The organism is Bacillus infantis (assembly GCF_050107595.1).
Taxonomy (GTDB): Bacteria; Bacillota; Bacilli; order Bacillales; family Cytobacillaceae; genus Bacillus_AB; species Bacillus_AB infantis_C.
This window is the reverse complement of sequence record NZ_JBNILH010000009.1, coordinates 24,606-49,370: the sequence shown is the minus strand read 5'-3', so window position 1 is coordinate 49,370 and position 24,765 is coordinate 24,606. Positions and strand designations below refer to the sequence as shown.

Annotated in this window: 27 protein-coding genes and 3 pseudogenes; 9 read left to right on the top strand and 21 right to left on the bottom strand. The window is 44.1% G+C overall.

Annotation, left to right across the window (positions count from 1 at the left end):
* Positions 1-306 precede the first annotated feature (306 nt).
* Together ACQCVH_RS18230 and ACQCVH_RS18225 are read right to left on the bottom strand one after the other, a co-directional pair.
* The gene (locus ACQCVH_RS18230; protein ID WP_426837193.1) at positions 307-954 is read right to left on the bottom strand and encodes a pyridoxamine 5'-phosphate oxidase family protein; all 648 of its coding nucleotides are present in this window, start codon (positions 952-954) and stop codon (positions 307-309) included.
* A 323-nt stretch (positions 955-1,277) separates the two neighbouring features.
* The gene (locus ACQCVH_RS18225) at positions 1,278-1,592 is read right to left on the bottom strand and encodes an STAS domain-containing protein (protein ID WP_426837192.1); all 315 of its coding nucleotides are present in this window, start codon (positions 1,590-1,592) and stop codon (positions 1,278-1,280) included.
* Positions 1,593-1,676: 84 nt separating this feature from the next.
* Between ACQCVH_RS18225 and ACQCVH_RS18220 the strand changes: the two genes are divergently transcribed.
* Positions 1,677-2,195 carry an NUDIX domain-containing protein gene (locus ACQCVH_RS18220; protein WP_426837024.1) on the top strand — a complete coding sequence of 173 codons (519 nt, stop codon included), beginning with the start codon at positions 1,677-1,679 and terminating at the stop codon, positions 2,193-2,195.
* Positions 2,196-2,218: 23 nt separating this feature from the next.
* On the opposite strand, the gene ACQCVH_RS18215 is transcribed toward ACQCVH_RS18220, so the two are convergent.
* The 8 genes and pseudogenes from ACQCVH_RS18215 to ACQCVH_RS18180 form a co-directional block, all read right to left on the bottom strand.
* The gene (locus tag ACQCVH_RS18215) at positions 2,219-2,791 is read right to left on the bottom strand and encodes a histidine phosphatase family protein (RefSeq protein ID WP_426837023.1); all 573 of its coding nucleotides are present in this window, start codon (positions 2,789-2,791) and stop codon (positions 2,219-2,221) included.
* Positions 2,792-2,912: 121 nt separating this feature from the next.
* The gene (locus tag ACQCVH_RS18210; protein WP_426837022.1) at positions 2,913-3,107 is read right to left on the bottom strand and encodes a hypothetical protein; all 195 of its coding nucleotides are present in this window, start codon (positions 3,105-3,107) and stop codon (positions 2,913-2,915) included.
* A 55-nt stretch (positions 3,108-3,162) separates the two neighbouring features.
* Positions 3,163-3,654, bottom strand: coding sequence for a GNAT family N-acetyltransferase (locus ACQCVH_RS18205; protein ID WP_426837021.1), 492 nt, complete (start codon positions 3,652-3,654; stop codon positions 3,163-3,165).
* A 34-nt stretch (positions 3,655-3,688) separates the two neighbouring features.
* Complete coding sequence (locus ACQCVH_RS18200; protein ID WP_426837020.1) at positions 3,689-3,817, bottom strand: hypothetical protein; 129 nt, start codon at positions 3,815-3,817, stop codon at positions 3,689-3,691.
* A 77-nt stretch (positions 3,818-3,894) separates the two neighbouring features.
* Positions 3,895-4,419 (bottom strand): GNAT family N-acetyltransferase, encoded by a 525-nt coding sequence (locus ACQCVH_RS18195; protein ID WP_426837019.1) that lies wholly within the window; start codon positions 4,417-4,419, stop codon positions 3,895-3,897.
* A 41-nt stretch (positions 4,420-4,460) separates the two neighbouring features.
* Positions 4,461-4,622 carry a hypothetical protein gene (locus tag ACQCVH_RS18190; RefSeq protein ID WP_426837018.1) on the bottom strand — a complete coding sequence of 54 codons (162 nt, stop codon included), beginning with the start codon at positions 4,620-4,622 and terminating at the stop codon, positions 4,461-4,463.
* A 32-nt stretch (positions 4,623-4,654) separates the two neighbouring features.
* Positions 4,655-5,748: pseudogene (locus ACQCVH_RS18185) on the bottom strand (threonine aldolase family protein).
* A gap of 118 nt (positions 5,749-5,866) precedes the next feature.
* Positions 5,867-6,121, bottom strand: coding sequence for a DUF3949 domain-containing protein (locus ACQCVH_RS18180; RefSeq protein ID WP_426837017.1), 255 nt, complete (start codon positions 6,119-6,121; stop codon positions 5,867-5,869).
* Between the two features lie 205 nt (positions 6,122-6,326).
* Between ACQCVH_RS18180 and ACQCVH_RS18175 the strand changes: the two genes are divergently transcribed.
* Positions 6,327-6,890: a sigma-70 family RNA polymerase sigma factor gene (locus ACQCVH_RS18175; RefSeq protein WP_426837016.1), complete on the top strand. Its 564-nt coding sequence runs from the start codon at positions 6,327-6,329 to the stop codon at positions 6,888-6,890.
* Positions 6,887-7,912, top strand: coding sequence for a DUF4179 domain-containing protein (locus ACQCVH_RS18170; RefSeq protein WP_426837015.1), 1,026 nt, complete (start codon positions 6,887-6,889; stop codon positions 7,910-7,912). Before ACQCVH_RS18175 ends, ACQCVH_RS18170 begins: the two co-directional genes overlap by 4 nt.
* Before the next feature lie 616 nt (positions 7,913-8,528).
* Here ACQCVH_RS18170 and ACQCVH_RS18165 read toward each other — a convergent pair.
* The 3 genes from ACQCVH_RS18165 to ACQCVH_RS18155 form a co-directional block, all read right to left on the bottom strand.
* Positions 8,529-10,301, bottom strand: a complete 1,773-nt coding sequence (locus ACQCVH_RS18165; RefSeq protein WP_426837191.1) for an ABC transporter ATP-binding protein — start codon at positions 10,299-10,301, stop codon at positions 8,529-8,531.
* A 49-nt stretch (positions 10,302-10,350) separates the two neighbouring features.
* Positions 10,351-12,108, bottom strand: coding sequence for an ABC transporter ATP-binding protein (locus tag ACQCVH_RS18160; RefSeq protein ID WP_426837014.1), 1,758 nt, complete (start codon positions 12,106-12,108; stop codon positions 10,351-10,353).
* A gap of 80 nt (positions 12,109-12,188) precedes the next feature.
* Positions 12,189-12,614: a MarR family winged helix-turn-helix transcriptional regulator gene (locus ACQCVH_RS18155; protein WP_426837013.1), complete on the bottom strand. Its 426-nt coding sequence runs from the start codon at positions 12,612-12,614 to the stop codon at positions 12,189-12,191.
* A gap of 153 nt (positions 12,615-12,767) precedes the next feature.
* Here ACQCVH_RS18155 and ACQCVH_RS18150 point away from each other — a divergent pair, with 153 nt between their 5' ends.
* From ACQCVH_RS18150 to ACQCVH_RS18140, 3 genes are all read left to right on the top strand, one after another.
* Positions 12,768-12,908: a hypothetical protein gene (locus tag ACQCVH_RS18150; protein WP_426837012.1), complete on the top strand. Its 141-nt coding sequence runs from the start codon at positions 12,768-12,770 to the stop codon at positions 12,906-12,908.
* Positions 12,909-13,226: 318 nt separating this feature from the next.
* On the top strand, positions 13,227-13,466 hold the full coding sequence (locus ACQCVH_RS18145) for a hypothetical protein (RefSeq protein ID WP_426837011.1): 240 nt from the start codon (positions 13,227-13,229) through the stop codon (positions 13,464-13,466).
* A gap of 96 nt (positions 13,467-13,562) precedes the next feature.
* Positions 13,563-14,291: a ZIP family metal transporter gene (locus tag ACQCVH_RS18140; protein WP_426837010.1), complete on the top strand. Its 729-nt coding sequence runs from the start codon at positions 13,563-13,565 to the stop codon at positions 14,289-14,291.
* A gap of 310 nt (positions 14,292-14,601) precedes the next feature.
* Here ACQCVH_RS18140 and ACQCVH_RS18135 read toward each other — a convergent pair whose 3' ends face one another.
* Positions 14,602-15,054 (bottom strand): hypothetical protein, encoded by a 453-nt coding sequence (locus ACQCVH_RS18135; protein WP_426837009.1) that lies wholly within the window; start codon positions 15,052-15,054, stop codon positions 14,602-14,604.
* Positions 15,051-15,602 (bottom strand): DinB family protein, encoded by a 552-nt coding sequence (locus tag ACQCVH_RS18130; RefSeq protein ID WP_426837008.1) that lies wholly within the window; start codon positions 15,600-15,602, stop codon positions 15,051-15,053. Before ACQCVH_RS18130 ends, ACQCVH_RS18135 begins: the two co-directional genes overlap by 4 nt.
* 144 nt (positions 15,603-15,746) lie before the next feature.
* On the opposite strand from ACQCVH_RS18130, the gene ACQCVH_RS18125 reads away from it, so the two are divergent.
* A complete protein-coding gene (locus ACQCVH_RS18125) occupies positions 15,747-15,992 on the top strand; it encodes a DUF2164 domain-containing protein (protein WP_426837007.1) in 246 nt (81 codons plus the stop codon).
* Between the two features lie 99 nt (positions 15,993-16,091).
* Here ACQCVH_RS18125 and ACQCVH_RS18120 read toward each other — a convergent pair whose 3' ends face one another.
* The 3 genes from ACQCVH_RS18120 to brnQ form a co-directional block, all read right to left on the bottom strand.
* Entirely contained in the window at positions 16,092-16,511 is a 420-nt protein-coding gene (locus tag ACQCVH_RS18120; protein ID WP_426837006.1) for a GyrI-like domain-containing protein, read from the bottom strand.
* Between the two features lie 115 nt (positions 16,512-16,626).
* A complete protein-coding gene (locus ACQCVH_RS18115) occupies positions 16,627-17,472 on the bottom strand; it encodes an aldo/keto reductase (protein WP_426837005.1) in 846 nt (281 codons plus the stop codon).
* 529 nt (positions 17,473-18,001) lie between these two features.
* A complete protein-coding gene (brnQ, locus tag ACQCVH_RS18110) occupies positions 18,002-19,342 on the bottom strand; it encodes a branched-chain amino acid transport system II carrier protein (RefSeq protein ID WP_426837004.1) in 1,341 nt (446 codons plus the stop codon).
* Positions 19,343-19,609: 267 nt separating this feature from the next.
* Here brnQ and ACQCVH_RS18105 point away from each other — a divergent pair, with 267 nt between their 5' ends.
* Positions 19,610-20,266, top strand: a complete 657-nt coding sequence (locus ACQCVH_RS18105) for a GntR family transcriptional regulator (RefSeq protein ID WP_426837003.1) — start codon at positions 19,610-19,612, stop codon at positions 20,264-20,266.
* Between the two features lie 37 nt (positions 20,267-20,303).
* Here ACQCVH_RS18105 and ACQCVH_RS18100 read toward each other — a convergent pair whose 3' ends face one another.
* From ACQCVH_RS18100 to ACQCVH_RS18090, 3 genes and pseudogenes are all read right to left on the bottom strand, one after another.
* Positions 20,304-20,873 carry a hypothetical protein gene (locus tag ACQCVH_RS18100; RefSeq protein WP_426837002.1) on the bottom strand — a complete coding sequence of 190 codons (570 nt, stop codon included), beginning with the start codon at positions 20,871-20,873 and terminating at the stop codon, positions 20,304-20,306.
* Positions 20,874-21,113: 240 nt separating this feature from the next.
* Positions 21,114-22,571: pseudogene (locus ACQCVH_RS18095) on the bottom strand (CoA-acylating methylmalonate-semialdehyde dehydrogenase).
* Positions 22,572-22,607: 36 nt separating this feature from the next.
* Positions 22,608-23,803: pseudogene (locus ACQCVH_RS18090) on the bottom strand (iron-containing alcohol dehydrogenase).
* Between the two features lie 335 nt (positions 23,804-24,138).
* Between ACQCVH_RS18090 and wrbA the strand changes: the two are divergent.
* Positions 24,139-24,762, top strand: coding sequence for an NAD(P)H:quinone oxidoreductase (wrbA, locus tag ACQCVH_RS18085; RefSeq protein ID WP_426837001.1), 624 nt, complete (start codon positions 24,139-24,141; stop codon positions 24,760-24,762).
* The last annotated feature ends 3 nt before the right edge of the window (positions 24,763-24,765 follow it).

Sequence of the window (24,765 nt, the reverse complement as noted above, 5' to 3'; positions counted from 1 at the left end):
AGAGGAATGCAGGGTGCAAAAAGTTCCCATTTAGTTTTTGTTATCTCAATAAAAAAAGAGCTGCAAAGCAGCCCTCATCCAGACAGTTACAATTTCACCCGTCTAGTGTATATGATTGCTATAAGGATCAAAAACCCCTGACAATAAAAGCACACAAATACCAAGAATGATAATGCTCCCAGCCAATAATACTGCAGCAGCCTTATTGTTCTGCTTAATAATCAAACATCCTGTTATCAGGAGTCCAGCAGCTATGAACAGCAGTATGATGCCCGCTCCTATATTCATAAGAAAATCTCACCGAAATCAATAAAGCCGCTGCACATAGCCTTCATGCAGCTCCCGTTCAACCTGCTCAGCCGAGACATTCGGTATCTTTGTATGAGCGACGATCATTTTAGCTGCAGATGGCAGATCCTCTTTATCTGCCCATGTGTCCGGCTTCCACAGCCCTGATCTGATAAAAGCTTTGGCACAATGGGTATAGCATTCCTTCACTTGCACCCCGATGCCGAATAAAGGCAGCTTCCCGTTTACAGCACTCTCTTCCAGAAGCTCAGAATCACGGACGATAAATGCTTTTCCATTGATCCTTAAGGTCTCTCCCAGTCCTGGAATGAAAAAGACCAGTCCAACATGGGGATTTTCCAATATATTTTGGACAGAGTCCAGCCTTTTATTGCCGGGCCTTTCCGGGATGAACAAATGTGTCTCATCCAAAACGGACACAAACCCCGGCATATCCCCCCTTGGGGAAACATCACATTCTCCGGCGCGATTGGAGGTGGCCATCGTCAGAAACGGCGACATTCGGATGAACTCCCGGCAATGTTCATCGACTATCGGTATCACCTTGCTTTGGGCCCTCTCACTTGGAGAACCGACGACAGGACGGAACTCTTCAAATTCTTCCTTTGTTTGTATGATATTTTTAAAAATTGTATTCAATCCAATCACCTCTTCCAACAGATTTACGCTTAAAAAAACCTTTGACCTTTATGTACATACCACCTAGCTATCAATCTTTTTATCTGTAAATGCCCATGTGAAAAATAGCCGGGCTCCAGTCACACATATTGCTATACTAACGTTCCTCTGCCAATCAATGCTATCTCCCCTGATCACATCAAATAGACTGAATGAAACCATCCAGATCAAAAAAATGACTGCTGGATACCATCTTGTGTTCCTGATAAACCTGTTCCCCCATTTCTTCATTCCAAGAATAGCCTTTTTTCTGTTATGAATTACTTAAAATCCCAGATAAGTATATGTATTCAGTATAATAGACGAAATGCTGAGAGAAAAGATTCATTTTTCGCGAAAAAAAGAGAAGCAGTCTCTGCCTCTCCTTTCTCCTGCTCCTTGTCTACAATACCTGATGAAGGCTTGAAAAAAACTTGTATGTCGTTTAAATTCACACGCAGTTTCACAAAGGTCTGGGCAATTTCCGGCCGGATTCCCGTCAGCTTTACCGCTGTGCCTGTTATCTTAATCGCTTTAACTGTCCTAAGCAGTTCATGGGCGATTCGGGTGTCAATGAATTCGACACCAGACAAATCAAGAAGACTGTGGCTGGTTTGACCCGGCAGAACAAGTGGTTAGAAACTTGACAGGCGAAAAATAGTTTTTCCAAACATATCCATCGTATAATAAAAGAAAAAGGAGGAATTATCATGTCTGATGAAATTGTATATTGGGGAGATGCGAGGATTAAGCTATCCTGGACTCTAAGCAGTTCATTGCCGCCATTAAATAGGATTACGAGCATCCATAGCTTTTGTTTCTATAATGATCAATTACTGCTTGTTAATCTGAATGAACGTGGATGGGATTTCCCTGGGGGTCATTTGGAAGAAAATGAGACAGCGGAAGAATGCTGCAAGCGGGAAGCCTGGGAGGAGGGCTATATAGAAGGAAATTGCACCCTTCTGGGATATATCACCGTCAGCCATGAGGAAAATCCGCTTTGGAACGAAAGCAGCCCTTATCCCAAGATAGGATTCCAGATTATCTACATCATGGAAGTAGAGAAGCTCCACCCTTTTGAAGGGAAATATGAATCTGCAGAGAGGATGCTCATAGATCCTGAAAAAGCCTGTCTATGGTATAAAGGCTGGAATTCGCTGTACGAAGAAATACTGAAAGATTCACTGGCAAGCCGTCAGCCTGGCACCGGGCCTTCTAATTTCTGACGGAGGCATTTGGTAACTCGATACTAGTCATGCCAAAGCCTTGTCACACTTGAAAGTTTGATGCCATCAAATTCCAATTTATATAAATCAGGCTTTGAGGAACTTAGTAAAAATGCCAATCCATAATCTCTGTTAAACTTACCCATCATAAGAGTCATAACCGCCCCATGCGTACCTATGGCAATTTTCCTGCCCTGATTTGTTTTAATCAGACTAAGCAGTACTCTTAATGCCCTATCTTGACAAGCTCTGTTAGACTCCCCTCCCGGAAAAGTGTAATCAGGGTCGGAAAAAGACCGTTCCAGCAGCGGCAGCAGATTCTCTTTACTTATAATAGCTTCATCCGGCAAGAACATTCTTTCCTTCAGATCCTCAAAAACATGGATGTCTTTATTAAGCCTTGCTGCGGCCCGCTCCATTGTCATAACCGCACGGCGATATGGACTTGATGCAAACACCTCAACGCCTTCATCCAGAAGGCACTCACACACCTTTTTTGAATCTCTTTTTCCTTTTTCAGTCAGCCCTCTTGACCTTTCATTTTCATTTTCTTTGGGGGACTCTCCATGCCTCACCATATATATGTATGTTTTCATAGATTCTCCTTTGTCTTTATATATACCCGTCTTTACCCATTTAAGCCCAGGCGGTCCGGGTATTAAAAAGGAAAGGTTGACGGTCCTTCCCCTTTCAGTCAACATTTTCACATATAAACGGTCACTTTCTTTTTTTTCTGAGCAGAGAATAGAAAAAAAATCCGCAAGTCGCTGCTATAAGCAGCAAGTGGGGAACAAAATGGAATTCTGCCGGGACGACCCAAAACAATATGACTGCCACTGCTATAACCGGCAGCATGATCAGCAGCCAGGCCATGACAAGCTTATTATTCAGGCTAAAATCAAAGCGATCCATATGGACTCCTCCCTCTATACGTTTTTTGGGATTACAGGGCTGAGGCTTGAAGGCTTTAATTACCTGGACGCAAAACCATGCGGATCGTCACTAATAAATGGCCTTCAAACTCCTCCTCAAAATCTTCGATATGCTCGAACCCTTTTGCCAGATAAAAATTCCTGCCAAGCTCATTATCTTTTTCTACATTTATATAAATCTCTTTCACACCAGTCAATTCCTCTATACCTTTGTTGAGGAGAGAGGTTCCAATCCCTTTGCCCTGTGCTTCAGGATACAGATAGATCGCTCCTAATTCTGCCTGGCCATCCTTGTTTACAGGTGAAAAGTTGGCAAAGCCAATAATCTGCCCTTCTTCCTCAGCAACAAAAAGATGGGATCGCTCAATCCTTTGCAGCATTCTTTCACTGCTGTAAGCTGCAGCCAGGAATTGGGCCTGCACTTCCCTTGGAATGATGCCTTCATAGGTGGTGTGCCAGCTGGTCTTTGCTACGTTCTGTACCTGTTCAATATCGCGGGGGGTCATTTTTCGAATGATGGGTATCATCTTTTATTCTCCTCTATTAAAATGCTGACAGCTGTTACTTTTTCATTCTTCTGTATGCTGTTCCATTTATCATGAACGTATAAAGAAGAAAATAATATAGTACGACGACTGCATGGATGCTGTGCAGCTGGCTGTAAAAACATCCTGCTTGTATGACCACCATGAGGCGGACCCCACGCTAAAGCCAGGAAAATCGTACCTGGTACCTTCATAACCGATACATCTACTTTCCAGCGAAATTTACAAGATTTTGCCCATAACCGCCGTGCTATAATATTTACCGTCAGACAGCAGCTTATCCTTCCTCAATAAACCCTCGATTTCAAAGCCATATCTTTTATAAAGCTGGATGGCATTTTCATTCGTTTCAAGAACCTGAAGGGTGATTTTTTTAATAGCAGCTCCTTCTGCCCATCTAATGGAATCAATCAGAAGCTGTTTGCCGATCCCATTTCCCCAATATTCTTTAAGAACGCATACTCCGAACTCCACCTTATGGGACGTTCTTCTTAAATTGGAGCCCTCGCAGCGGGAAAATCCGACAAGTTTGCCATCCGCTTCAGCTACCAGGAAAAGATGGTTCTTCTGTTTGCTGTCATTTACAATGACTCTCTCAAATCCTTTTTCATCGATGAAATTTTCACCGCTCTCCCTGTCCATGTTTTCCGTTTCGCCGTCGATCTTCACTCTCAAATCTGAAAGGCTCTTAGCATCTTCTATCTTAGCTTCCCTAATTGAGAATATTGCTTTAGCGCTCTGTACCAAACCAAATCTCCCCTTGATTTAAATTATCTTCTCAGGATTTCTTACTTTGAAAGAATGTATATAACCGTATTTCGCACAAAAAATAGCACCGCCTCTGAATATTTCAGGACGGTTTTTTTCTTAATAATTGGCCGATAGCCTTTAAACTCGCCAGTTGCACTTTCTGCTGAACAGCACTGAGGACAAATTTGTTCTTCGGTCATCTCTAATCTCCTCTCAGCAAGGTTTTACTAACTCAGGCAAACACATTGGCCATCTTCTCATTAAGAAGCTGGAAGGCCTTCTCCAACTGTTTTTTTGGCACCTCTCTATACATATCGCCAATGCTGAGCTCAAAATAGCATGCATAACCCTCTTTATCTCTTAAGTTACCAGTGAACCCTACGCCTGTTTCTTCCTGGACTTCCGTCAGAATCGGCTCGATTTCCTCCTTCCGATGCTGGAAATAGACATGAAACATATTGGATACTGGTATTGTCGGCAAAGTATAAACACCTTGGCTGCTGTTAAACATTTCTGCAAGCTCCTTAGCTTCCTGATAATAATCTGCCATTTTTTCTGAACGCCTGTCGAAATAATAGTCTGCAGAAAGTATGTAAGGATAAAGACTGATCAAATCGCCTCCATGGCGGCGTTTCCATATCTTTGATTTTTCGGTGAACTCTCTGCCGCCAGCAAGAATGGCGCCGGCAATCCCGCCGATCCCTTTATAAAGTGAGATATAAACACTATCAAACAGTGAACACACTTCTGCGGCTGTTTTTTCATAAAACGGAAGCACTTCCAATAATCTGGCACCATCAAGCTGCAGCTTGATCCCTTTTTCCCGGCAATAGGCCGATATCCTCTCCAATGTCTCATAATCAGGAAGCTGTCCGCCGATCTCCCGCTGGGGCAATTCAAGCAGCAGGCAGGCAACATCCTCTTCCATGCCAGTGACATCCTCAAGTTCAATCACCCTTGTTTTGTCTGCGAGCAGAACAGTTTCAATATGGTGCAGCTTTTTCAACCCGTCTTCTTCATGGATTTCAAGATGGCTTAAAGGATGGTAAGCCACCTTCGCAATCCCCATTTCGTCGCACCAGATGCGCAGAGCAATCTGCTGTGCCATTGTACCGCTTGGAAAAAAAACAGCAGCCTCCTTTCCGAGCAGCTTTGCCATTTTTTCCTGGAAGTCCTCGATTACCTTCCCCTTGCCGTACATTTCACTCTCAATTTCGCCGCTGATATGTTCGAAAGCCTTTTTCAATCCTCTACATTCCGCTTGCCATGGCCTGCGAGCGGGTATTTAGCCAGGCTGTATGATTCCTGGAGCGATTTAGTATGCATATGTATTCTCCTGTCTTTTCAGAATAATAAAATTATAGTTCAAAGCGGGCTTCCGGGTCTAGGGATTGCGGGTCTGTCAGAAAAAAAGGGCGGCCGATTTTGGCAGCCCTTCCCATTCTTATCCTTTTTTGATTTTGTAAAATAAAGAAGCTATCAGGTTTGCTCCCCAGAAGAGGAACCCTTGGGCATTATAGTGCAGCTGCTGATTTTCAAAGGTCATGCTTTCATAAAACTCATCCTGGGCTTTTCCTTGTGCTTTTCGCTCCTGATCCATTTTTTTCAGTTCTTTTATATATCCATATTGCACTGGAGCGAGAATGAACGATAGCAGCAGATATATGCCCAGGATCCATAAAAAAATCATCCGGTCCATTTTTGCAGCTCCTTTCCAGTGGTTTCCTATATTTACGAATGGCAGATTGGATAGGTTTCATTTTTTGAAAATATTCCCTTTATAATACGTGCAGCTATTACGATTTGAATGAAAACAAAAAAATTAGAAAAGCTGAGAGTTTTCTTTTCCGGATTCCGATATAGTTAATGAAAAAGCTTTTTCTAAAAATAAAAGGAGAATATAGATGAAATGTAATGATCGGAATTTTATCAAGCGGCTGCAGAAAAAAAATGAAGATGCCCTGGAATATATCATTGATGAATATTCGCCCCTTGTTCACGCAATCTGCCGGAAAGCATTATCGGCTTATGGAAACGGCGCAATCCAGGAATGCTTGAACGATGTTTTCCTGGCGGTTTGGGAGCAGGCGGGCAGATTTGAAGGAAAACCGGAGGATTTCAAAAAATGGATCGGCATGCTTGCCAAATATAAAAGCATTGACCTTTTCCGGCAGCTTGAACGGCAGGGAGTGCGGGAGCAGGATGATCATATGATCTATGAATACCCGGGACAGCAGGATGTCCAGACGCAATTGGTAAGAAAAGAAGAGCGAAACACTATGCTCCTTGCCCTTAGCACCCTCCCTGAATTGGACAGGGATATATTTATTCAAAAGTACTATCTGAACCTCTCAGCCTCAGAAATCGCCGAATCGCTCGGCCTGTCTGTCGCCGCTGTAGATAACCGCCTGTATCGGGGCAAAAAAAAACTCGCAAAAAATCCTAAGCTGAAGGAGAGATTCCTTTGAAAAAAGATGTAAAACAGCTATTGAATATTAATATGGAAGAAATTGAACCAGAACCATTGTCCGATAAGCAGAAGGCGGCGATGCGAACTTATATACTCTCAAAGAACAGTCCTAGAAAGAGATTTAAACCAGCACATATGGCCGCAGCAGCGATTCTCGGAACAGCGGTTGTTTCAGCCAGCCTGGTATCCGTACCAGCTGTCGCAAACCAAGTCCCATTTCTCCAAAGTATCCTTTCCTACTTTTCGGATGAAGAACTGCCGGGGAGCTACAGCGATTTGGCCACCGTCATCAATCAGGTTCAATCAAGCAATGGTATCGATATCATGATTGAGGATGCTGTATATGACGGTACTAATATCATCCTTACGTACGCTATCCAAACGGACAAAGACCTTGGTGCAACACCTCGTTCGGAAGGATGGTTAGATGTAAAAGATGCTACTGGCATGGGTGGGACAGGCACCATTGAAAAAATTAACAGCACAACCTATGCCGGCATTGAAGAAGTAACCCCTCATTTCAGCGATAACAATCCGGACGAAATACTGGTGAAGTGGGAGCCGAAAATATTTGAAAATAGGGCGACTAACGAGCAGTTCAAAGGTGATTGGAAATTTAAGTTCACGCTCGAACAGCTTAATGGTAATGTACAAAAACTGTCCGGAACGGTTAAGCACGATGATATCACCCTAAGCTTTAATTCTTTGAAAAAAACTGATTTGGGAGCAGTTCTCACTTATGGCTTTATAGTGGAAAAATCAACGCTGGATGAGTATCCTTTTGTGACTGTCGAAATGTCAGATGTAAAAGATAATCTTGGGAATGAATATAAGATTCAAGGCAACGGCGGTGTCAGCCATGACAATGGTGTTTCATTCGACTGGACAACAAGTATTTATTCACTCGACGCCAAGGCAGAAACACTCACCTTCGTACCGAAGATCAGCTATTCCAAAGGCTCAGGCAAACAATTAATGGAGAAAGAAATGGAACCGGTCACAATTAACATTGCAGATTAATTGAAAAATCCCGGCATGAGTGCCGGGATTTTGTTAGTTTTTTATAGGTGTTTTTTTCGTTAATTCATTTTCGGTCATTATTTGGCTTTCGGGTAATTTAATGATTATATTAAGCCAGAATAGTGGTTCTAGCTATCCAGCTCTCTCTTCTTCAACCACTATTCCGGATTTCTCTTAAAATAATGGCTCCAGCTCTCTCTTCTGGAACCACTATTCTGGCTTTTTCCTAAAATAATGGCTCCAGCTCTTCCTTCTGGAGCCACTATTCTGGCTTTTTCCTAAAATAATGGCTCCAGCTCTTCCTTCTGGAACCACTATTCTGGCTTTTTCCTAAAATAATGGCTCCAGCTCTTCCTTCTGGAGCCACTACTCCGGCTTTTTCCTAAAATAATGGCTCCAGCTCTTCCTTCTGGAACCACTATTCCGGCTTTCTCTTAAAATAATGGCTCCAGCTCTTCCTTCTGGAACCACTATTCCGGCTTTCTCTTAAAATAATGGCTCCAGCTTTCCAATCTGTAAACCCAAACTTGAATTTCTTAAGGTTAAATCCGGAGATCTATTACCAAAAAAGCAAATAACACTCAATGTACCAATTCAATTATACCTATTCTACTGCTTAAGAAGCATCCTCAAACTGGCTATTATACAAATCAGCATAAAAACCATTCTGCCCCAGCAGTTCTTCGTGATTTCCGCTTTCGATAATGTCGCCGTCTTTCATGACGAGAATCAGGTCGGCATTTTTGATGGTGGATAGCCTGTGGGCGATGACAAATGACGTTTTGCCTGCTGTCAGCTTATCCATTGCCTCCTGGATCAGTACTTCTGTCCGTGTGTCGACAGAGCTTGTTGCTTCATCCAGAATCAGGAGCGGTGCATCTTTTACCATGGCCCGTGCTATCGTAATTAACTGCTTCTGTCCTGCTGAAAGATTTGCCTTATCATCGAGGATGGTATCATAGCCCATAGGCAGCGTCTGGATAAAATGATGCAGGCCAACGGCTTTGGCTGCTTCCACTACCTCCTGATCACTTACCCCTTTTCTGGAATAGACGATGTTTTCACGGATTGTCCCCTCAAACAGCCATGTATCCTGAAGCACCATGCAGAACAGGCTGCGCAGTTTTTCGCGGCTTAGTTCTTTGCTAGGCATGCCATCAATCAGAATTTCTCCCCCATTTACTTCATAAAAGCGCATCAGCAGATTGATGATGGTTGTTTTTCCTGCTCCTGTCGGTCCGACAATCGCCACTTTCTGCCCTGCTTTTGCGAGAGCAGAAAAATCATGAATAATCATTTTATCTTCACTGTAGCCGAAGCGGACATTCTTAAATTCAACTTCCCCTATGACATCAGTGAGAACAGTTTTCTTATTATCTTCATTTTCCAGCTCATCTTCAGCCAGAAAATCAAAAACACGCTCACTTGCAGCGGCTGTCGCCTGCAGATTTGCCGCTGCCTGTGCAAGCTGGGAAAGCGGCTGGGTGAACAGTCTGATATAGATCATGAACGCGACGATTACGCCGAATGTAATTGAGCCATTTACCGCAAGCACTGCGCCGACAACACATACTACGACATACCCGAAATTTCCGACAAACATCATAATCGGCATCATAAGTCCTGAAAGGAACTGTGATTTCCAGGCGCTTTCATAAAGCCTTGTATTGATTTTATGGAAGGCTGCCTTTGCTTCCGCCTCTCCGTTATATACCTTTACAACGCTGTGGCCTGAATATGTTTCTTCAATATGGCCGTTAAGCCTTCCCAGCTCTGCCTGCTGCTGGGCAAAGTATTTTTGAGACTTGGATATTAAGAAACTCATAAACACAAAACCGACTAATGTTGACAGAATGGCAGATACAGCCATGATCCAGTTAGTATAGAACATCATGACGAGCGAGCCGAGGAACATCGTTATGGCTGATACCAATGTACTTAAGCTCTGATTCATTGTCTGCCCGATCAGGTCGACGTCATTTGTCACGCGGCTTAGCACATCTCCGGTACTGCCTGAATCAAAGTATTTCAATGGCATCCGGTTCATTTTGGAGGATAAATCGCTCCTTAAGTTCTTGGATACCCGCTGGGTGACTGTTGCCATGATGAATCCTTGAATATAATTGAACAGAAAACCCAATCCGTATAAAAAGGCGAGGATGGAAGCAATACTTACTACTTCATCCAAATCGATTTTCGCCATCAGCCCTTCTGCAATCAGGTCAGTGATCCTGCTGAGAAGGTCCGGACCGATGATACTGAAGATAGATGCAGCCATTGCAAGAACAAGAGCAGTCACAATAAACGGCAGATAGGCCCTGCAATAAGAAACCAGCTTCTTAATGGTCTTTTTGAAATTCTTAGGCTTTTGCCCGCCTGCGGGGCCCATAGCATCGGGTCCGCCTTTTTGCCCTGCCCTTTTGCGGTTAGATTTTTTATTAGCCAATTTCCAGTTCCTCCTTTGACAGCTGAGAATAGGCAATCTCCTGATACACGCTGCAGCTGTCCAGCAATCCTTCATGCGTACCGATGCCGGCAACCTTTCCTTGATCCAGCACTACAATGCGGTCTGCATCTTTAATGGTTCCAATGCGCTGGGCAACAATCAGGGTTGTGCTGTCACTGGTTTCTTTTTTCAAAAGTGACCGCAGCCGCCTGTCAGTTTTATAATCAAGTGCCGAGAAGGAATCATCAAACAGATAAATTTCCGGTTGCTTATATATAGCCCTGGCAATGGACAGCCTTTGCTTCTGGCCGCCTGAAAGATTGGTTCCTCCCTGGGAAATCGCGCCTTTGTACCGGTCTTCCAGCTTTTCAACAAATTCAGAGGCCTGCGCTATTTCTGCCGCTCTTTCTATCTTCTCTTCAGGTTCTATCCTGCCGGTGCCGTAAGCGATATTCTCCGATACTGTGCCGCTGAACAATACAGCCTTTTGCGAAACATAGCCAAGCTTATCGCGGAGATCTTCCTGCCTGTATTCCTTAACATTGATGCCGTCAACCAGCACCTCGCCATCTGTGGCATCATAAAAGCGGGGAATCAGGTTGAGCAAGGTGCTTTTTCCGCTGCCTGTTGATCCGATAAAAGCGACAGTCTCCCCTTTATGGGCAGTGAAGCTGATATTCTGCAGGATATAATCTGCCGCATCAGGGTATTTGAAGCTTACATTCCGGAATTCAATCTCCCCTGCAGTTTTTGCATCAATCCCTCTTAAGCTGCCGTCAAGGATCTTGGAATCTGTTTGCAGCACCTCATTGATCCTCTTTGCGGATACCGTCGCTCGCGGCAGCATCACAAAGATAATCGAAAGCATCATGAATGCCATTATGACCTGCATGCTGTAAGAAGAGAACACGACCATATCAGAAAAAAGGGTCAGTTTGTCCGGCAATGCAGCATTGTTGATGATAAAGGCACCGATCCAATAGATGGCAAGATTGATTCCCGACATGATCAATGTCATAACCGGCATCATGATCGCCATGGTCCTGCCTGTAAAAAGATTGGTCCTCGTCAGCTCGCTGTTTGCCTTTTCAAACTTATCTTCCTGGAATTCTTCAGCATTATAGGCCCTGACTACCCGGATTCCAGTGAGGTTTTCCCTTGTCACGCGATTCAGGTTGTCTGTTAAAGTCTGGATCACTTTGAATTTAGGGAGGGCAATGACAATGATGACAGCGAGCATCACCATAAGTACGGCAACAGCAATCCCGGTCGCTGCTGTCCACTGCCAGCTCTTGCCCATGATTTTTAAAATTGCCCATACAGCCAGTATCGGCGCCTTGACAATCGCCTGTAATCCAACAGCAATCAGCAGCTGGATTTGTGTTATGTCATTGGTCGAACGGGTAATCAGACTTGGAGTTGAAAACCCATTTATTTCCTCCATCGAGAACGACATTGTTTTTTCAAACACCATTCCGCGCAAGCGTACGGCAAACCCGGCAGCCACCTGAGCGGCAAAAAAGCCGACAATCATGGCAGCAGCCATACTGCAGATGGCACATAATAGCATGTAGCCGCCCTGAATAAGGACATCGCCCATACTGCTGCCTTCAGTCTGGACCAGCATGGTGATTTCATGCATATATTCAGGCAGCTTTAAATCAAGCCAGACCTGGATAATGATAAATACAAGGCTGCACAGGACAAGCAGCCAATCTTTCCCCTTAAAATGCTTAAACATAGCAAGCATCCGCCAAATTCCCCCTTGATATTTCTTTATCTAACAGTATTAGATATTAGTCCGGATATACCGCATTGAGCGGCTGAAGATCATTCCATTTCTTTATGGATTTCTTCAATGCGTTTCACAATGCGGACGAACTCTTTTGCATCATGTTCTCCAAGCTTTCTGAAGGTCTGCTCGACAATTCTTTTAGCTTCTTCATGCTCTTCCATCACAAAAGTCCTGCCGATTGGTGTAATCGAAACGATGACAAGCCGCTTGTCTTTATCATTCCTGCTTCGCTCGATATACCCCTTCTTTGCCAGGTTCTTTAATGCAGCAGCTATTCTTGGAGTCGAAAGGCACAGCTTTTCACTCAGTTCACCAGAAGTAACGTCATTATGAATAAAGGTCAGGTAACCCAATATACTCCTTTCTCCATGGGAAAGATCATTGACCTTCTTTTGGAAAGGCATCTTCGGTGATTTGCTTATATTCTGGAAAAATTCATCTACCAAACCCTTATAATCCATAACCAGCACCTTTTGATTTAATTTATCTAATACTATTAGATATCATATTCAGCAAAAAGTCAACGACTTGAAACAGCAGCATAAAACAGCCAGTATTGCACCAAAATAAAAACCTTTCCGATTGGTTATTTTACTTTTATGGAGGTGATTGGAATGGCGGAAAAAGAATTTCCCAATGTAAGCCTTGGAGGAAAGATTGCCAAGGAAAAGGGAGATGGCGGAGATCAGGTTCATGGGCATGAAAAAGAAAATACTAAGGGAAGAATTAACACTAATCCTAAAACGAATATGTGACGGCTGTGTGCCGGCAAAGATAAGGAGCGGCCCGGATGCCTCTCCTTTTTTGCCGGGATATTATAAATTGAAAAAATGACGGGTTTTTTAGAAAATACAATAGCTGCACTTTTAGCCGATTCCCTAAATCACACCTTAAACATTATCTGGAGTTGATGAAAAGGTGGCGATATAGCTAATGCTGCATGGTGTTAGGCTTTTAGCAATATAATGAAGAAAGCACCAGAAAAAACATACCCCAACACATCCAAACAGGAAACCACACTCAACCTCTGCTATTCTTTTTATTAAAGCCATTTAAATGAAGGAGTCCTGAGATTGGAAGAAGACCACCTAAAAAATCTCCTGGAATTACTGGAGAGATACCCGCAGACCGAAATTACCCTCACCCTTTCGAATCAGCAAAAAATTCCCTATGCCATCATTAAATACGAAAAGAAAGCTTTCATCCTTTTTGAACTGGACACCGAAATGTCCTCTCATTTTACAGAAATTTGGACTTTATTGACTTCCTTGCATAGATACTGGAGCCGCAATAACAAACTGGCCGGTGCCTAGCCATCTTAAACGACATTCAAAATAGGCATGTTTAGCCCTCAACTGTGCACTCTATAAAGAGAATGAAGAGAGCTTCAATAACGGGGAGGAGCCGGCATGTGGAATGCATTGTTGTGGGGAGGAATATCAGGATCTGCTGTCCTATTGGGGGCAATGTCATCAATGCTGCTACAAATCCCTCAAAAGGTCATCGGGCTGATCATGGCATTCGGGACAGGAGTCCTGATCGGTGCAGCATCTTATGAACTGATTGGAAATGCCGTCATTGAAGGAGGAATCCTAGCCACAAGCATCGGATTTCTCTCGGGTGCCCTCCTTTTTACCATCCTGGACAGCATTGTTTCCCGGAGAGGTGCAGATAAACGGAAACGGTCCAGCCATATGGCTGCGCGAAGCGGAGGATTGGCCATTTTCATCGGCACCGTAATTGATGCAATTCCTGAATCGATCATGATCGGAGCCAGTTTGATTGAGGGCCAGTCAGTCAGCTTCCTTTTAGTCGCCGCCATATTTATCAGCAATATTCCTGAAGGCCTCTCCAGTACTGCCGGCATGAAAAAAAGCGGCTATTCCAATGCAAAGATATTTCTGCTCTGGTTCACTGTCCTCGCTATCTCTGCCATTGCATCACTCTCAGGCTACAGCCTTCTTGCCGGGGCCCCTGCTGAAGTGATGGCGGGGATTGCTTCTTTTGCAGGGGGAGGCATCATCAGCATGATCGCTTCGACGATGATGCCTGAAGCCTATGAAGACAGCGGTCCTGTTACAGGGCTTGTCGCCTCCCTTGGACTGCTCGTTTCCATTATCCTGGATCATGCTTCTTAAGCATAAGAGGCAATTCAATTGCATTGACTGAAACCATCTTTGAAAATTTCGATTGCGGCAGCAGCCCAAATAATCGCAGCTGCCGCAGAATATAAGCTTCATGGGTGCCTATTTCAGATTTTTTATTAGATCTATTAATACAAGAGTGCAATCAAAAAAGCACATAAGATCAAATTTATGCAGCCAAAAGTCATTGCCGCGAATTCTCCCGGTGAACTGTCAGCAACAAGGCTTGTAAAAATATAAAACAAGATGTTGCTGGACCAGATCCCCAGAAAAAAATGCTGATATATTTAGCCATGGCCCCTCCTTATTTCTTAAGCTTTGTTTCTGCAATCACTGTACCCGCCATCAGCAGAACAAAAATAACAACAAGACCAGGGATAAGCAGCAGCTTTGAATTTTTTTCCTCATTTGCAAATGTATACTCTATACCCCTGTCAGCTCTTGCATATGTCCCGCTCCCTGCTTCCACTGCAATCGATTCTTCGGTACTGACTCCTTTTATCGAGAAGTATTTGCTTCCTTCCCGGAACTCATTGGAAAAATTACCGCCCAAAGGCTGCATATCAGAATAAGCTGTTACTCGCCCAATTTCTGACTCAATTTCACTTTCTTCTATATATTCATCCTGTACTGTATACTGATAGCCTTCCCACACAATAAAGCTGCTCGACCATTTGGTCGCCCCAGCAGTGCCTGGATATGCTGCAATCAAAAGAAATAGAAGGCTTAACGAAATGAACATTCTTCGGATTCTCACTTTTCTTCTCCTGACCCGGCATTTCGATTTCTGCTGAGTATACCCAGATACTCCACCCATGGTCCGACATCCTCACGATATCTTTCTGCCATAACCCTTGTAATCTGTGCAAGATGGGTAAGATCATGCACTGCCCAGGTGGAAACCAGTTCCCTCGCCTTCACGGTTCCAAATGCAGGGTGCTTTCCTGCAGCTTCGAGCCTGTCTTCACTCCCCATTAGTTCCCGCAGAAGAGAAAGGTTTTCAGCTCTCATCTCTTTAAATTCTTTAAGCTTCCGGGCTACAGTCTGTTCCTCCTTTTCCAAGTGGGAAAAACGGTCAAAAGGAGGAAAAGGCTCTTCTTCCCCTTTTTCCAGCATAAACTTAAGGCGAGGCACCCAGTTATGCTTTTCTCCCTCTATCAGATGATCGACCACTTCGACAGGATTCCAGGTTCCTTCTCCTTCATTGGCCTCAAGCCATCCTGGAGACAGCCCTTCCAAAAAAAGTTCCAAGACCCGGGGTGTCCGCTCCAGCACTTCCATTGCTTCAATCAGCTTAAAATTCATCCCTTACTCCCCCTTCTGTTTATAATCTTTAATATTCTATTCCAGGCATTTATCATTTACCTGCTGTACATAAATTTCAGGAAAATAACAGTCTTGGATTTGCTCCGCCATCTGTACTATAGTAAGTGCGAAGGAGTGATAAATATGTTCATTAAACTGACGAAAGAACAGCAGCAAACCATGATTTCCGATATACAGGAGTTTTTCCTGCAGGAGCGTGACGAAGATATAACAGAATTTGCGGCTGAAAGGGTGCTCGATTTTGTAAAACAGACACTTGCCCCTCATTTTTATAATAGTGCCGTTTCAGATGCCAAAACCGTTGTGGAACAGCAATTTGCTTCACTGGAAGAAGAAATCCTGACGCTGCAGCGCCCGATAAAAAGATAAGATGGAATGGCCTGGAAATAATCCGGGCTTTCTTTATTTAATGGCTTCCAATAGCTCCACGTCCACATTTTCAGTATTGTCAGGATCACTATTATGTTCTTAAATCTCCAGATTCCAGCAGTCTTTGGCCCTTTCATATCCCTCTGCTTCCATCCACCTGTGCAATATTTCATAGCTTTGCCGGATATCGGTGTTCGGCCCATGATGATGGATGGCAGCATACCCTTGAGGCCGGACAGTCAGACTCGTCATTCCTTCTGGTACCGGATTGTTCCGGTCCGCTTCAACCCCAATCCAATAACCATCTTCATGCTCTGAAGCAGCTTCTGCTACAAATGCCCCAATCTGCCGTCCGCCATCCTTCACACCTTGGATTTCGGAGACCCGCTCCAGAAGCCTTTTAGCTGCCTTGGGGATTTCTTCTAAGTATTGGCATCCCTCACAAAGTACGCGAAAGCCGATAAGATGAACCTCCTCCATCTCAACTATCCTTTTTTCACGTTTCAAATTCGTCTGCATTCTGCCAGCTCCTTCCTTCCTTTTAACACCTTATTTCGACAAGGAAAGCAGGCATTCCCCCCCATTCACTAAAATTTGGGCATAAAAAAATGAGCTGAAGCCAGCTCATTTTTTATTAAAATTCTTCATATTGTGCCGGGTCCTGGTCATGCAGCCTGCCGCCAGGGTGGCTTAATTTAGAAATGGTGGCCATATCCTGCCCATCCAATTCAAAGTCAAAAATAGAAATATTCTCTTTTTGTCTTTCAGCAGAAGAAGATTTAGGAATGGAAACAGCTCCCAGCTGATAATGCCAGCGGAGAACCACCTGGGCAATGGATTTACCATGTTTTTCAGCAATCTTCTGGATATCTTCATTTCCGAGAACATCGCTGCCGCGGCCAAGCGGGCTCCAGGACTCTGTCAGTATATTGTTCTTCTCATGATAGGCGCGCTGTTCTTCCTGGTTGAAATAAGGATGCAATTCGACCTGGTTCATGCTCGGTTTAACTCCGGTCTCCTTCTCCAGCCTGTCCAGATGCTCCGGCAGGAAATTGCAGACACCGATTGAACGGACATACCCTTTTTTCTTTGCTTCTATTAATGTTTGCCAAGCTTCAACATACAATTCTTTCTTAGGATTTGGCCAATGGATCAAATAAATATCATAATAATCAAGGCCTGCTCTGAAAAGGGATTCTTCAATCGCAATCATCCCTTTTGAAGATTCATGATAGCGTCCCGGGAGCTTTGAAGTGATGATCAAATCCTCCCTCGAAACAGAGCTTCTTTTTACAGCTTCTCCGACTGTACCCTCATTTTCATAATTATAGGCAGAATCCAGCAGGCGGTATCCTCCCTCATCAATCGCTTGACGGATCGACTCGACACCGGCACTCCCCTTTAATTGATATGTACCCAGCCCGATCGCAGGAATGGACAATCCATCATTAAGCTTTACTTCAGGTATCCCATTAACCATCTTTCCTCACTCCTTTTTCTGTCATACTACTACCTTACCATACTTTGGATTTTTTACCCTGCTGAGGGGTTTGTACTTTGCTGTTCTTTGTTTCAGAAACTACTATTCTCTCTTCTGCCTGAAACTGCGGTCCCAGCTCACACTTCTAGAACCTTTATTTTCTCTCTTTCTTGAGATAGTTGCTCCAGTTCACATCTCTAGAACCACTATTCTCTCTTCTTCCTGAAATAGTGGTTCCAGTTCACTCCTCTAGAACCACTATTCTCTCTTCTTCCTGAAATAGTGGTTCCAGTTCACTCCTCTAGAACCACTATTCTCTCTTCTTCCTGAAATAGTGGTTCCAGCTCACTCCTCTAGAACCACTTTTTTCACTTCTTCCTGAAATAGTGGTTCCAGCTATCGCCTTTGGAACCACTATTCTCTCTTCTTCCTAAAATAGTACAGCTATTCTCTCAACCTCGATTCGTAAACCATCCACAACCCACCCAAAAATCAAAAAAACCTCCCGCGAAGGAGGTTTTTCATTCTATCAAAGGCTTTCTTTCGCCTGCGATACACCGCCGCTACGAATGGCAGCCACAAAGAATCCGATCACTGCACCCACTGCAGCCGGCATAACCCATCCAAGTCCGACTTCATATAATGGAAGGATTACGCTGAATACCTCCTCAACAGGTCCAAAGCTTAGGCCTGCAGCCTTCAATCCGTCGAATAAACTGACGATGAAAGTGAGCAGCATGCTTACCTGGTAAACTTCCTTTTTCCCCTTGAAAAGAGGATGCAGGAAGGTAAGGAACATCAGGCAGATGGCTAAAGGATAGATTCCTGTAAGAACAGGAACGGAAATGCTGATCAGCTGGCTGAGTCCTATATTGGAGATTACAGCGCTGAATACAGACAGAATGACAACAAATAATGAGTAAGAAACCGATGGAAACACTTTATGGAAATAAGATGAACAAGCCGTCACGAGTCCAATGCTCGTTGTCAGGCATGCACCAAGAACAATGATGCTTAAAAGCAGGGCGCCGAATGAACCAAAGTAGTATTCTGATGCACCGGACAGCACAGCTCCGCCATTATCAAGCCTGCCGAGCTCACCCACGCTCGATGCGCCGATATAAGACAGCGAGGTATAGATAATAGCAAGAAGTGCTGCCGCAATAAGGCCAGCTTTAGCTATTGAAACCATGATTTCTTTTCTTGAAGCGGCTCCTCTTTCTTTTACTGCATCCACAACAATGATCCCAAATACAAAAGCGGCAAGTGCATCCATTGTCAGATAGCCTTCCTGGAATCCTTTAAAAAAGGTGTCAGCTAAATAATTTTCACCTGGTGATTGGAAAGAATCCATTGGATTGAAAAAAGCGGCAATGATCAAAATGCCTACTACAATCAGCAGGATCGGTGTCAGGTATTTACCGACAATATCAACGATTTTGGAAGATTTTAAAGAAAAGAAGCCTGTAACTGCAAAAAACAGAACAGAAAAGATAATCAGTCCAATCGTGCTGTTACCAGTTAAAAACGGCTTTACGCCCATTTCAAATGAAACGGTTGCTGTCCGTGGAATGGCAAACAATGGCCCGATGGACAGATACAATAGCATCGTAAATACCGCGCTGAATGCTGGATGCACCCTTCCTGCCAGCGACTGAAGATCGCTTTTGCCAGAAAAGCCAAGCGCCAATATTCCTAATAGCGGCAGCCCTACCCCAGTTACTATAAAGCCTGCATTGGCTGACCAGATACTGGTTCCTGCAGACTGTCCGAGCATCGCAGGGAAAATAAGATTACCTGCCCCAAAGAAAAGTGCAAACAACATAAAGCCTACGGCGACTACATAAGAAAACGGTATTTTAGTTCCCATCAAATTCTCCTTTATGCGAAAGATTCTCGCTGCTTAGTTTTTTCTCAACTTACAAATTTCTGAAAATGATAAAAGCAGTTAAGTTTAATAGTTACGTAATATATTGCATAACTCAAGATAACACACGTTTCGACCGTATGCAATATATTGCATAAAGAAAGTTGTCGAATTATGCAATATATTGAATTTTTCTTTCTAAATCTTTATACTAAATGTATATTCCAGTAAAATTTAAAGAACCTATGAAAATACTAGAGGTGAAGATAGATGCCCATCCCTGCCAATTTTGCTTCTCCTGCACGCGTATCGGCCAAAGACCGCGCTTTCCTGCAAATCCAAGAATGGATCATTGACGGCACCTTAAAGCCGCAGGAAAAATTAAACGATGCCGACCTTGCCAAGGCGCTCGGCGTCAGCCGCACCCCCATTAGGGAAGCGCTGCAGCTGCTCAGCGTCCAGGGATTCGTAGAAATGTTCCCAGGCGTCGGCACCCAAGTCACTACCGTTAATCCGGAAGATATCACAAAGATTCTTCCGCCGCTTGGATCCCTGCAGGCGCTTGCTGCAGAGCTTGCAGCACCCTCCATGGACAGCGCGACGATTGAGAAATTAAGGTCCATCAACCGTTCCTTTGCGGATTCCCTCTTAAGGGGCGATACCTTTTCAGCACTGAAACAGGATGAACAATTGCACAATCTTATCATTGAAAAAGCGGACAATCCATACATCACCAGCTATGTATCTTCGCTGCAGGCCCATGTAATGAGGCTTTATTATAATAAAACAATCATTTTGAAGCCCCGCTCTATTGATGAGCATGAGGAAATCATCAAAGCTTTTGAAGAAAAAAATACCCATAAAGCTTCAGATGTAGCACGGACCAATTGGCTGAGGGCCATTGATGAGTATTACGAGGAAAATTAATATTTGAAGAGGAAATGGCAGCTGCTATTTCCTCTATTTATTCTGCATCGGCCCCCAGCTGCGCTCTCCTCACCAGCCTTGTCCCAATATAAGCAATAAAGGCAATGCCAAGATCAATCAAAAACAAGTAAAACAAGTTCATTCCCTTATTCAGCTCGACCATGCCGAGCGCCTTCTCTATGGAAGCAAATACAAAAGAATACAATGCACTGAGAATAACGGTATACAGGATAAAACTTTTTCCATTCCTGGTGCAATACTGATAAATCAGCATAAATCCTGCAGGCAGCACTGACATCGTTACATTAAAAGCATGCGGGAAAATCGGCACCATATAGTATGTATGAACGAGCAAGGTATAATTACCGAGCACAATGTCTGTATATGTCCAAAGCGCGTGTACAATAAATCCAAAAAAGAACACCTCAAAGATCCTCTTGCGGTCGACTGTATAATATAATAAAACAAGCGGCAGCACCAGAAGCACTGCTACAGCCCAGAACTGCCATGAACCAGGACCGGAATAGCTCTTCCAATAAGAATCAACCAAGGAAGTCATCTCTTCACTCAGCTGAAAAATTTTATTCCAATACTCGTTATAGCTCATCTGCAGCACTCCATGACATAAATTTCAAGCCCGGTTTTGAGCTTGCCCTCTTATTTTTCGCAGGATTATTAAAAATATACATATAATTTCCATGAATTAGAATCAGAAAGAAAGGCACACCAGCTCAGAACGATATCCTAATAATATTTTCCGATTACGCCAGATCGCCTCCATTACTAAAGAGCATAAATAAAGACACCTATTTTCATTCCAGGTGTCTTAAGAGAGCTATCATTCCGTTTACCAGCGGGCAGTCAGCATCTTTCTTCTGGTATAAAACTCGACTCCGTCAGAGCCATTGGCATGGAGGTCTCCATAGAAAGAATTCTTCCAGCCGGAGAAAGGGAAAAAGGCCATAGGAGCAGGTACGCCGATATTAACGCCGAGCATTCCAACTTCAATGTTTTCTCTGAAATAGCGGACATTCGTTCCGCTGTCGGTGAACAGACAGGCACCATTGCCAAAATCCGAGAGATTTGTCAGCTCAATCGCTTCCTCAAGGCTCTTTACCCTGACAATGGAGAGAACGGGAGCAAAGATTTCTTCTTTCCAAATCTTCATGGATGGTTCAACGTGATCAAAGATGGTCGGTCCGATAAAATACCCGTTTTCATGCTGAGCTTCATCCTTCCGCCCATCACGTATAAGGACTGCTCCTTCTTTTTCGCCGATTTCAATGTAGCTTTTTGTCCGTTCTTTATTTTCCTGGCGGATGACAGGGCCTAAGAAAATATCTTCATCCAATCCATTTCCCATTGCCAGGCTGTCTGCCTCCTCCTGCAGCTTTGCCACGAGTTCGTCAGCAATGGAGTCCACGGCCACCACAACAGAGCAAGCCATACACCTTTCCCCTGCTGACCCATATGCAGCACCAATAATTTCTTTAACAGCGCCGTCAAGATCCGCATCCGGCATCACAATCGAATGATTCTTTGCACCGGCCAGAGCCTGGACCCGCTTACCCTTCGCAGAAGCAGATTTATAGATATACTCGGCGACAGGCTGGGAGCCTACAAATGAAATGGCCGGTACATCCTCGTGCGCAATAAGGCTGTTTACAACTTCATGGGCTCCATGAACAATATTGAAAACGCCGCCCGGGAGGCCCGCTTCGGTAAACAGCTCTGCCAGCCGGTTTGCGAGTATTGGAGTCCTTTCAGAAGGCTTCAGCACAAAAGTATTTCCGCATGCAATTGCCAGCGGAAACATCCAGCAAGGAACCATCATTGGAAAGTTGAAAGGCGTGATGCCGCCGATGACGCCTACAGGATAGCGGTACATGCCGGATTCAATATTTGTCGCAATATCGGGCAGCTGCTTTCCCATCATAAGAGATGGGGCTCCTGCAGCAAACTCCACACATTCGATTCCCCGCTGAACCTCTCCATACGCTTCTTTATAGTTTTTCCCGTTTTCCTGTGTAATCAGTTTTGCAAGTTCGTCCCAATTATCTATTAAAAGCTGCTGATATTTAAATAGAATTCTTGCTCTTTTAGGGACAGGCGTTTTGCTCCATGATTTTTAGGCTTCCCTGGCTGCCTGTACGGCATTCTCCACATCTTCCTTGGTGGAAATCGGTGTGCGCGCCAGTTCCTCACCGGTAGCAGGGTTGGGAACAGCTTCAAACTTTTCTGTTTTTGCATCCACCCACTTGCCATTTATAAAGTTTCTTAAAACATTTACGGATGTCGTTGCCATTAAAAAGCTCCTTTCAACATTAGTGACAGTCTGCCTTTACACCTTCTCAGTTTCAGAGGAAAAATTATAGTCATAGCAAATATGATAGAGTTCCTCCAGTTCCAGCTGGCTGGGCACTTGGGGGTTATTAGCCGGGCTGCCGCTGTCAATAGCGTCTGCAGCCATTTTTCCAACGGCTTGCTTGAAGGCTTCCCCGTCGATCCCCCACTCTTTTAGGTTGGGTATATTTAATTTTCTGCATAACTCTTTTACAGAATGTACAGCTATTTCAGCTGCCTTCCCAACGGTACCCTTATTAAAATCAGGCCTAAAGATTCTGCCTATGTCAGCAAGACGTTCTGCACAAGCCTCTTGTGTGAATTCCAATACAGCAGGCAAAAGCATGGCATTTGAGATGCCATGAGGCACATGGAATAAGGCGCCGATCGGCGGCTCATCCCGTGGACAAGGCAGACTGAAGCATTTGAGAATGCCATTCCCGCCTGAAGTGAGCCAAGACTCATCTTCTCTCGTGCATCGAGATTTCCGCCATCATTGTAAGCGGTTAAAATATTTTCTGCAATGAGCTTCATGGCTGAGATGGCCATCGTGTCTGTCATGGGATGTGCTTTTTTAGATAAGTATGCTTCAATGCTATGGCTTAGAGCATCAATTCCTGTAGCAGCGGTGATATTCTTTGGCGAAGATACTGTCAGCAGGGGATCCACAATCGCAGCATCCGGCAAGAAAGCAGGCTGCTTGATCATCATTTTAACATTGTTGGATGTATTGGTGATTACGGTTACATCTGTTGCCTCTGAACCTGTACCAGCTGTAGTTGGAATAGCAATATGAGGGACAGGTGTTTGAAGAGCCAGTTTCTTCCCTCCCATATAATCTTCGATAAAGCCGCCATTTGCAGCGAGGACTGCTATTGCTTTTGCGGTATCAATACAGCTGCCTCCCCCAATGGATATCACCAGATCGCACTGCTCACTTTTAAAAAGTTCCAATGCTTCTGACACATATTTATCAGTGGGTTCAGATTCAATACCCAGATAGACAGCGCTTTGAATACCTGCATCATTAAGCAAACCTCTGCTTCCGGTCACATACCCAAGCTGTTCCATTATTTTATCACTGATGATCAATGCCTTCTTCCCTCTAAGAGCCGCTTGCGCTCTTAAATTTTCAAAGGAGCCCCTCCCGTAAAAAATGGACTCTGGCACCCGGAATACCGCTGGTTTATTCAATGCTTTTACACCCCTTTTTCATAGACGGCCGCAATTCCATCCCAGGCACTATTTTTACAAATAATAGCTCCTCATTCATCAGATCCTGCTTCTTAGGTGAAAGGGCTGGAGCGAACAGTCGTCGGAATAGATTGATAATTCAAACTATATCATCAAAATAAGATTTCCCGTGAGTTATTATCCAAAATTATTCCTCCTGAAAACAAAAGAAAACACACCAACAATCCTAAGTAATCCTAAGTTTCCCTATTGAAAATTGAAGGTATAATCTTTCAAAGAGCGGGTAAACAATGAAGGATAATTATTTTAATTTAGCTTTGAATGGAGGATTTTTTATGACTGTCAAACTAGCAATTGTCTATTACAGCTCAACCGGAACAAACTATCAGATGGCCCAGTGGGCTGCTGAGGGCGCGAAGGAAGCAGGCGCTGAAGCCACAATCTACAAAGTTCAGGAGCTTGCGCCAAAAAGCGTGATTGAAGGTGTTCCTGCATGGAAAGCTCATTTGGAAGAAACAAAGGATGTTCCTGCAGTTACACCTGATGATATCGCTGAAGCAGATGCCATTATCTTCAGTACACCGACCCGTTTCGGGAATATGGCAGCCCAAATGAAGCAGTTCCTTGATACAACCGGCGGCATCTGGGGCTCGGGAAAAACAGTTAATAAGGTTGTCAGCGGCATGACTTCTGCTCAAAACCCCCATGGCGGGCAGGAGGCAACCATCCTTTCACTCTATACAACCATGTACCATTGGGGTGCCATTGTCGTAACACCAGGATATTCAGATCAGTCTTTATTCCCTGCTGGCGGCAATCCTTATGGAGCAAGCGTCACAGTCGACCAGAACAATGAAATAGTTGGCGATAAGGATGCTTATAAGGACGCGATCAAATATCAGGCAAAACGTGTTATCGGGATTGCTGAATCTGTGAAGAATGGTGCAGCGCAGAAGTAAAGC

Coding starts and splice junctions, on each gene's coding strand:
- ACQCVH_RS18115 (WP_426837005.1), bottom strand. CDS start 17,472: ATGGTTAATGGGATACCTGAAGTAAAGCTTAATGATGGATTGTCCATT.
- ACQCVH_RS18140 (WP_426837010.1), top strand. CDS start 13,563: ATGTGGAATGCATTGTTGTGGGGAGGAATATCAGGATCTGCTGTCCTA.
- wrbA (WP_426837001.1), top strand. CDS start 24,139: ATGACTGTCAAACTAGCAATTGTCTATTACAGCTCAACCGGAACAAAC.
- ACQCVH_RS18125 (WP_426837007.1), top strand. CDS start 15,747: ATGTTCATTAAACTGACGAAAGAACAGCAGCAAACCATGATTTCCGAT.
- ACQCVH_RS18130 (WP_426837008.1), bottom strand. CDS start 15,602: ATGAATTTTAAGCTGATTGAAGCAATGGAAGTGCTGGAGCGGACACCC.
- ACQCVH_RS18220 (WP_426837024.1), top strand. CDS start 1,677: ATGTCTGATGAAATTGTATATTGGGGAGATGCGAGGATTAAGCTATCC.
- brnQ (WP_426837004.1), bottom strand. CDS start 19,342: ATGGGAACTAAAATACCGTTTTCTTATGTAGTCGCCGTAGGCTTTATG.
- ACQCVH_RS18100 (WP_426837002.1), bottom strand. CDS start 20,873: ATGAGCTATAACGAGTATTGGAATAAAATTTTTCAGCTGAGTGAAGAG.
- ACQCVH_RS18150 (WP_426837012.1), top strand. CDS start 12,768: ATGGCGGAAAAAGAATTTCCCAATGTAAGCCTTGGAGGAAAGATTGCC.
- ACQCVH_RS18205 (WP_426837021.1), bottom strand. CDS start 3,654: ATGATACCCATCATTCGAAAAATGACCCCCCGCGATATTGAACAGGTA.
- ACQCVH_RS18160 (WP_426837014.1), bottom strand. CDS start 12,108: ATGCTTGCTATGTTTAAGCATTTTAAGGGGAAAGATTGGCTGCTTGTC.
- ACQCVH_RS18190 (WP_426837018.1), bottom strand. CDS start 4,622: ATGACCGAAGAACAAATTTGTCCTCAGTGCTGTTCAGCAGAAAGTGCA.
- ACQCVH_RS18120 (WP_426837006.1), bottom strand. CDS start 16,511: ATGCAGACGAATTTGAAACGTGAAAAAAGGATAGTTGAGATGGAGGAG.
- ACQCVH_RS18215 (WP_426837023.1), bottom strand. CDS start 2,791: ATGAAAACATACATATATATGGTGAGGCATGGAGAGTCCCCCAAAGAA.
- ACQCVH_RS18175 (WP_426837016.1), top strand. CDS start 6,327: ATGAAATGTAATGATCGGAATTTTATCAAGCGGCTGCAGAAAAAAAAT.
- ACQCVH_RS18155 (WP_426837013.1), bottom strand. CDS start 12,614: ATGGATTATAAGGGTTTGGTAGATGAATTTTTCCAGAATATAAGCAAA.
- ACQCVH_RS18200 (WP_426837020.1), bottom strand. CDS start 3,817: ATGGTGGTCATACAAGCAGGATGTTTTTACAGCCAGCTGCACAGCATC.
- ACQCVH_RS18105 (WP_426837003.1), top strand. CDS start 19,610: ATGCCCATCCCTGCCAATTTTGCTTCTCCTGCACGCGTATCGGCCAAA.
- ACQCVH_RS18180 (WP_426837017.1), bottom strand. CDS start 6,121: ATGGACCGGATGATTTTTTTATGGATCCTGGGCATATATCTGCTGCTA.
- ACQCVH_RS18210 (WP_426837022.1), bottom strand. CDS start 3,107: ATGGATCGCTTTGATTTTAGCCTGAATAATAAGCTTGTCATGGCCTGG.
- ACQCVH_RS18165 (WP_426837191.1), bottom strand. CDS start 10,301: ATGGGCCCCGCAGGCGGGCAAAAGCCTAAGAATTTCAAAAAGACCATT.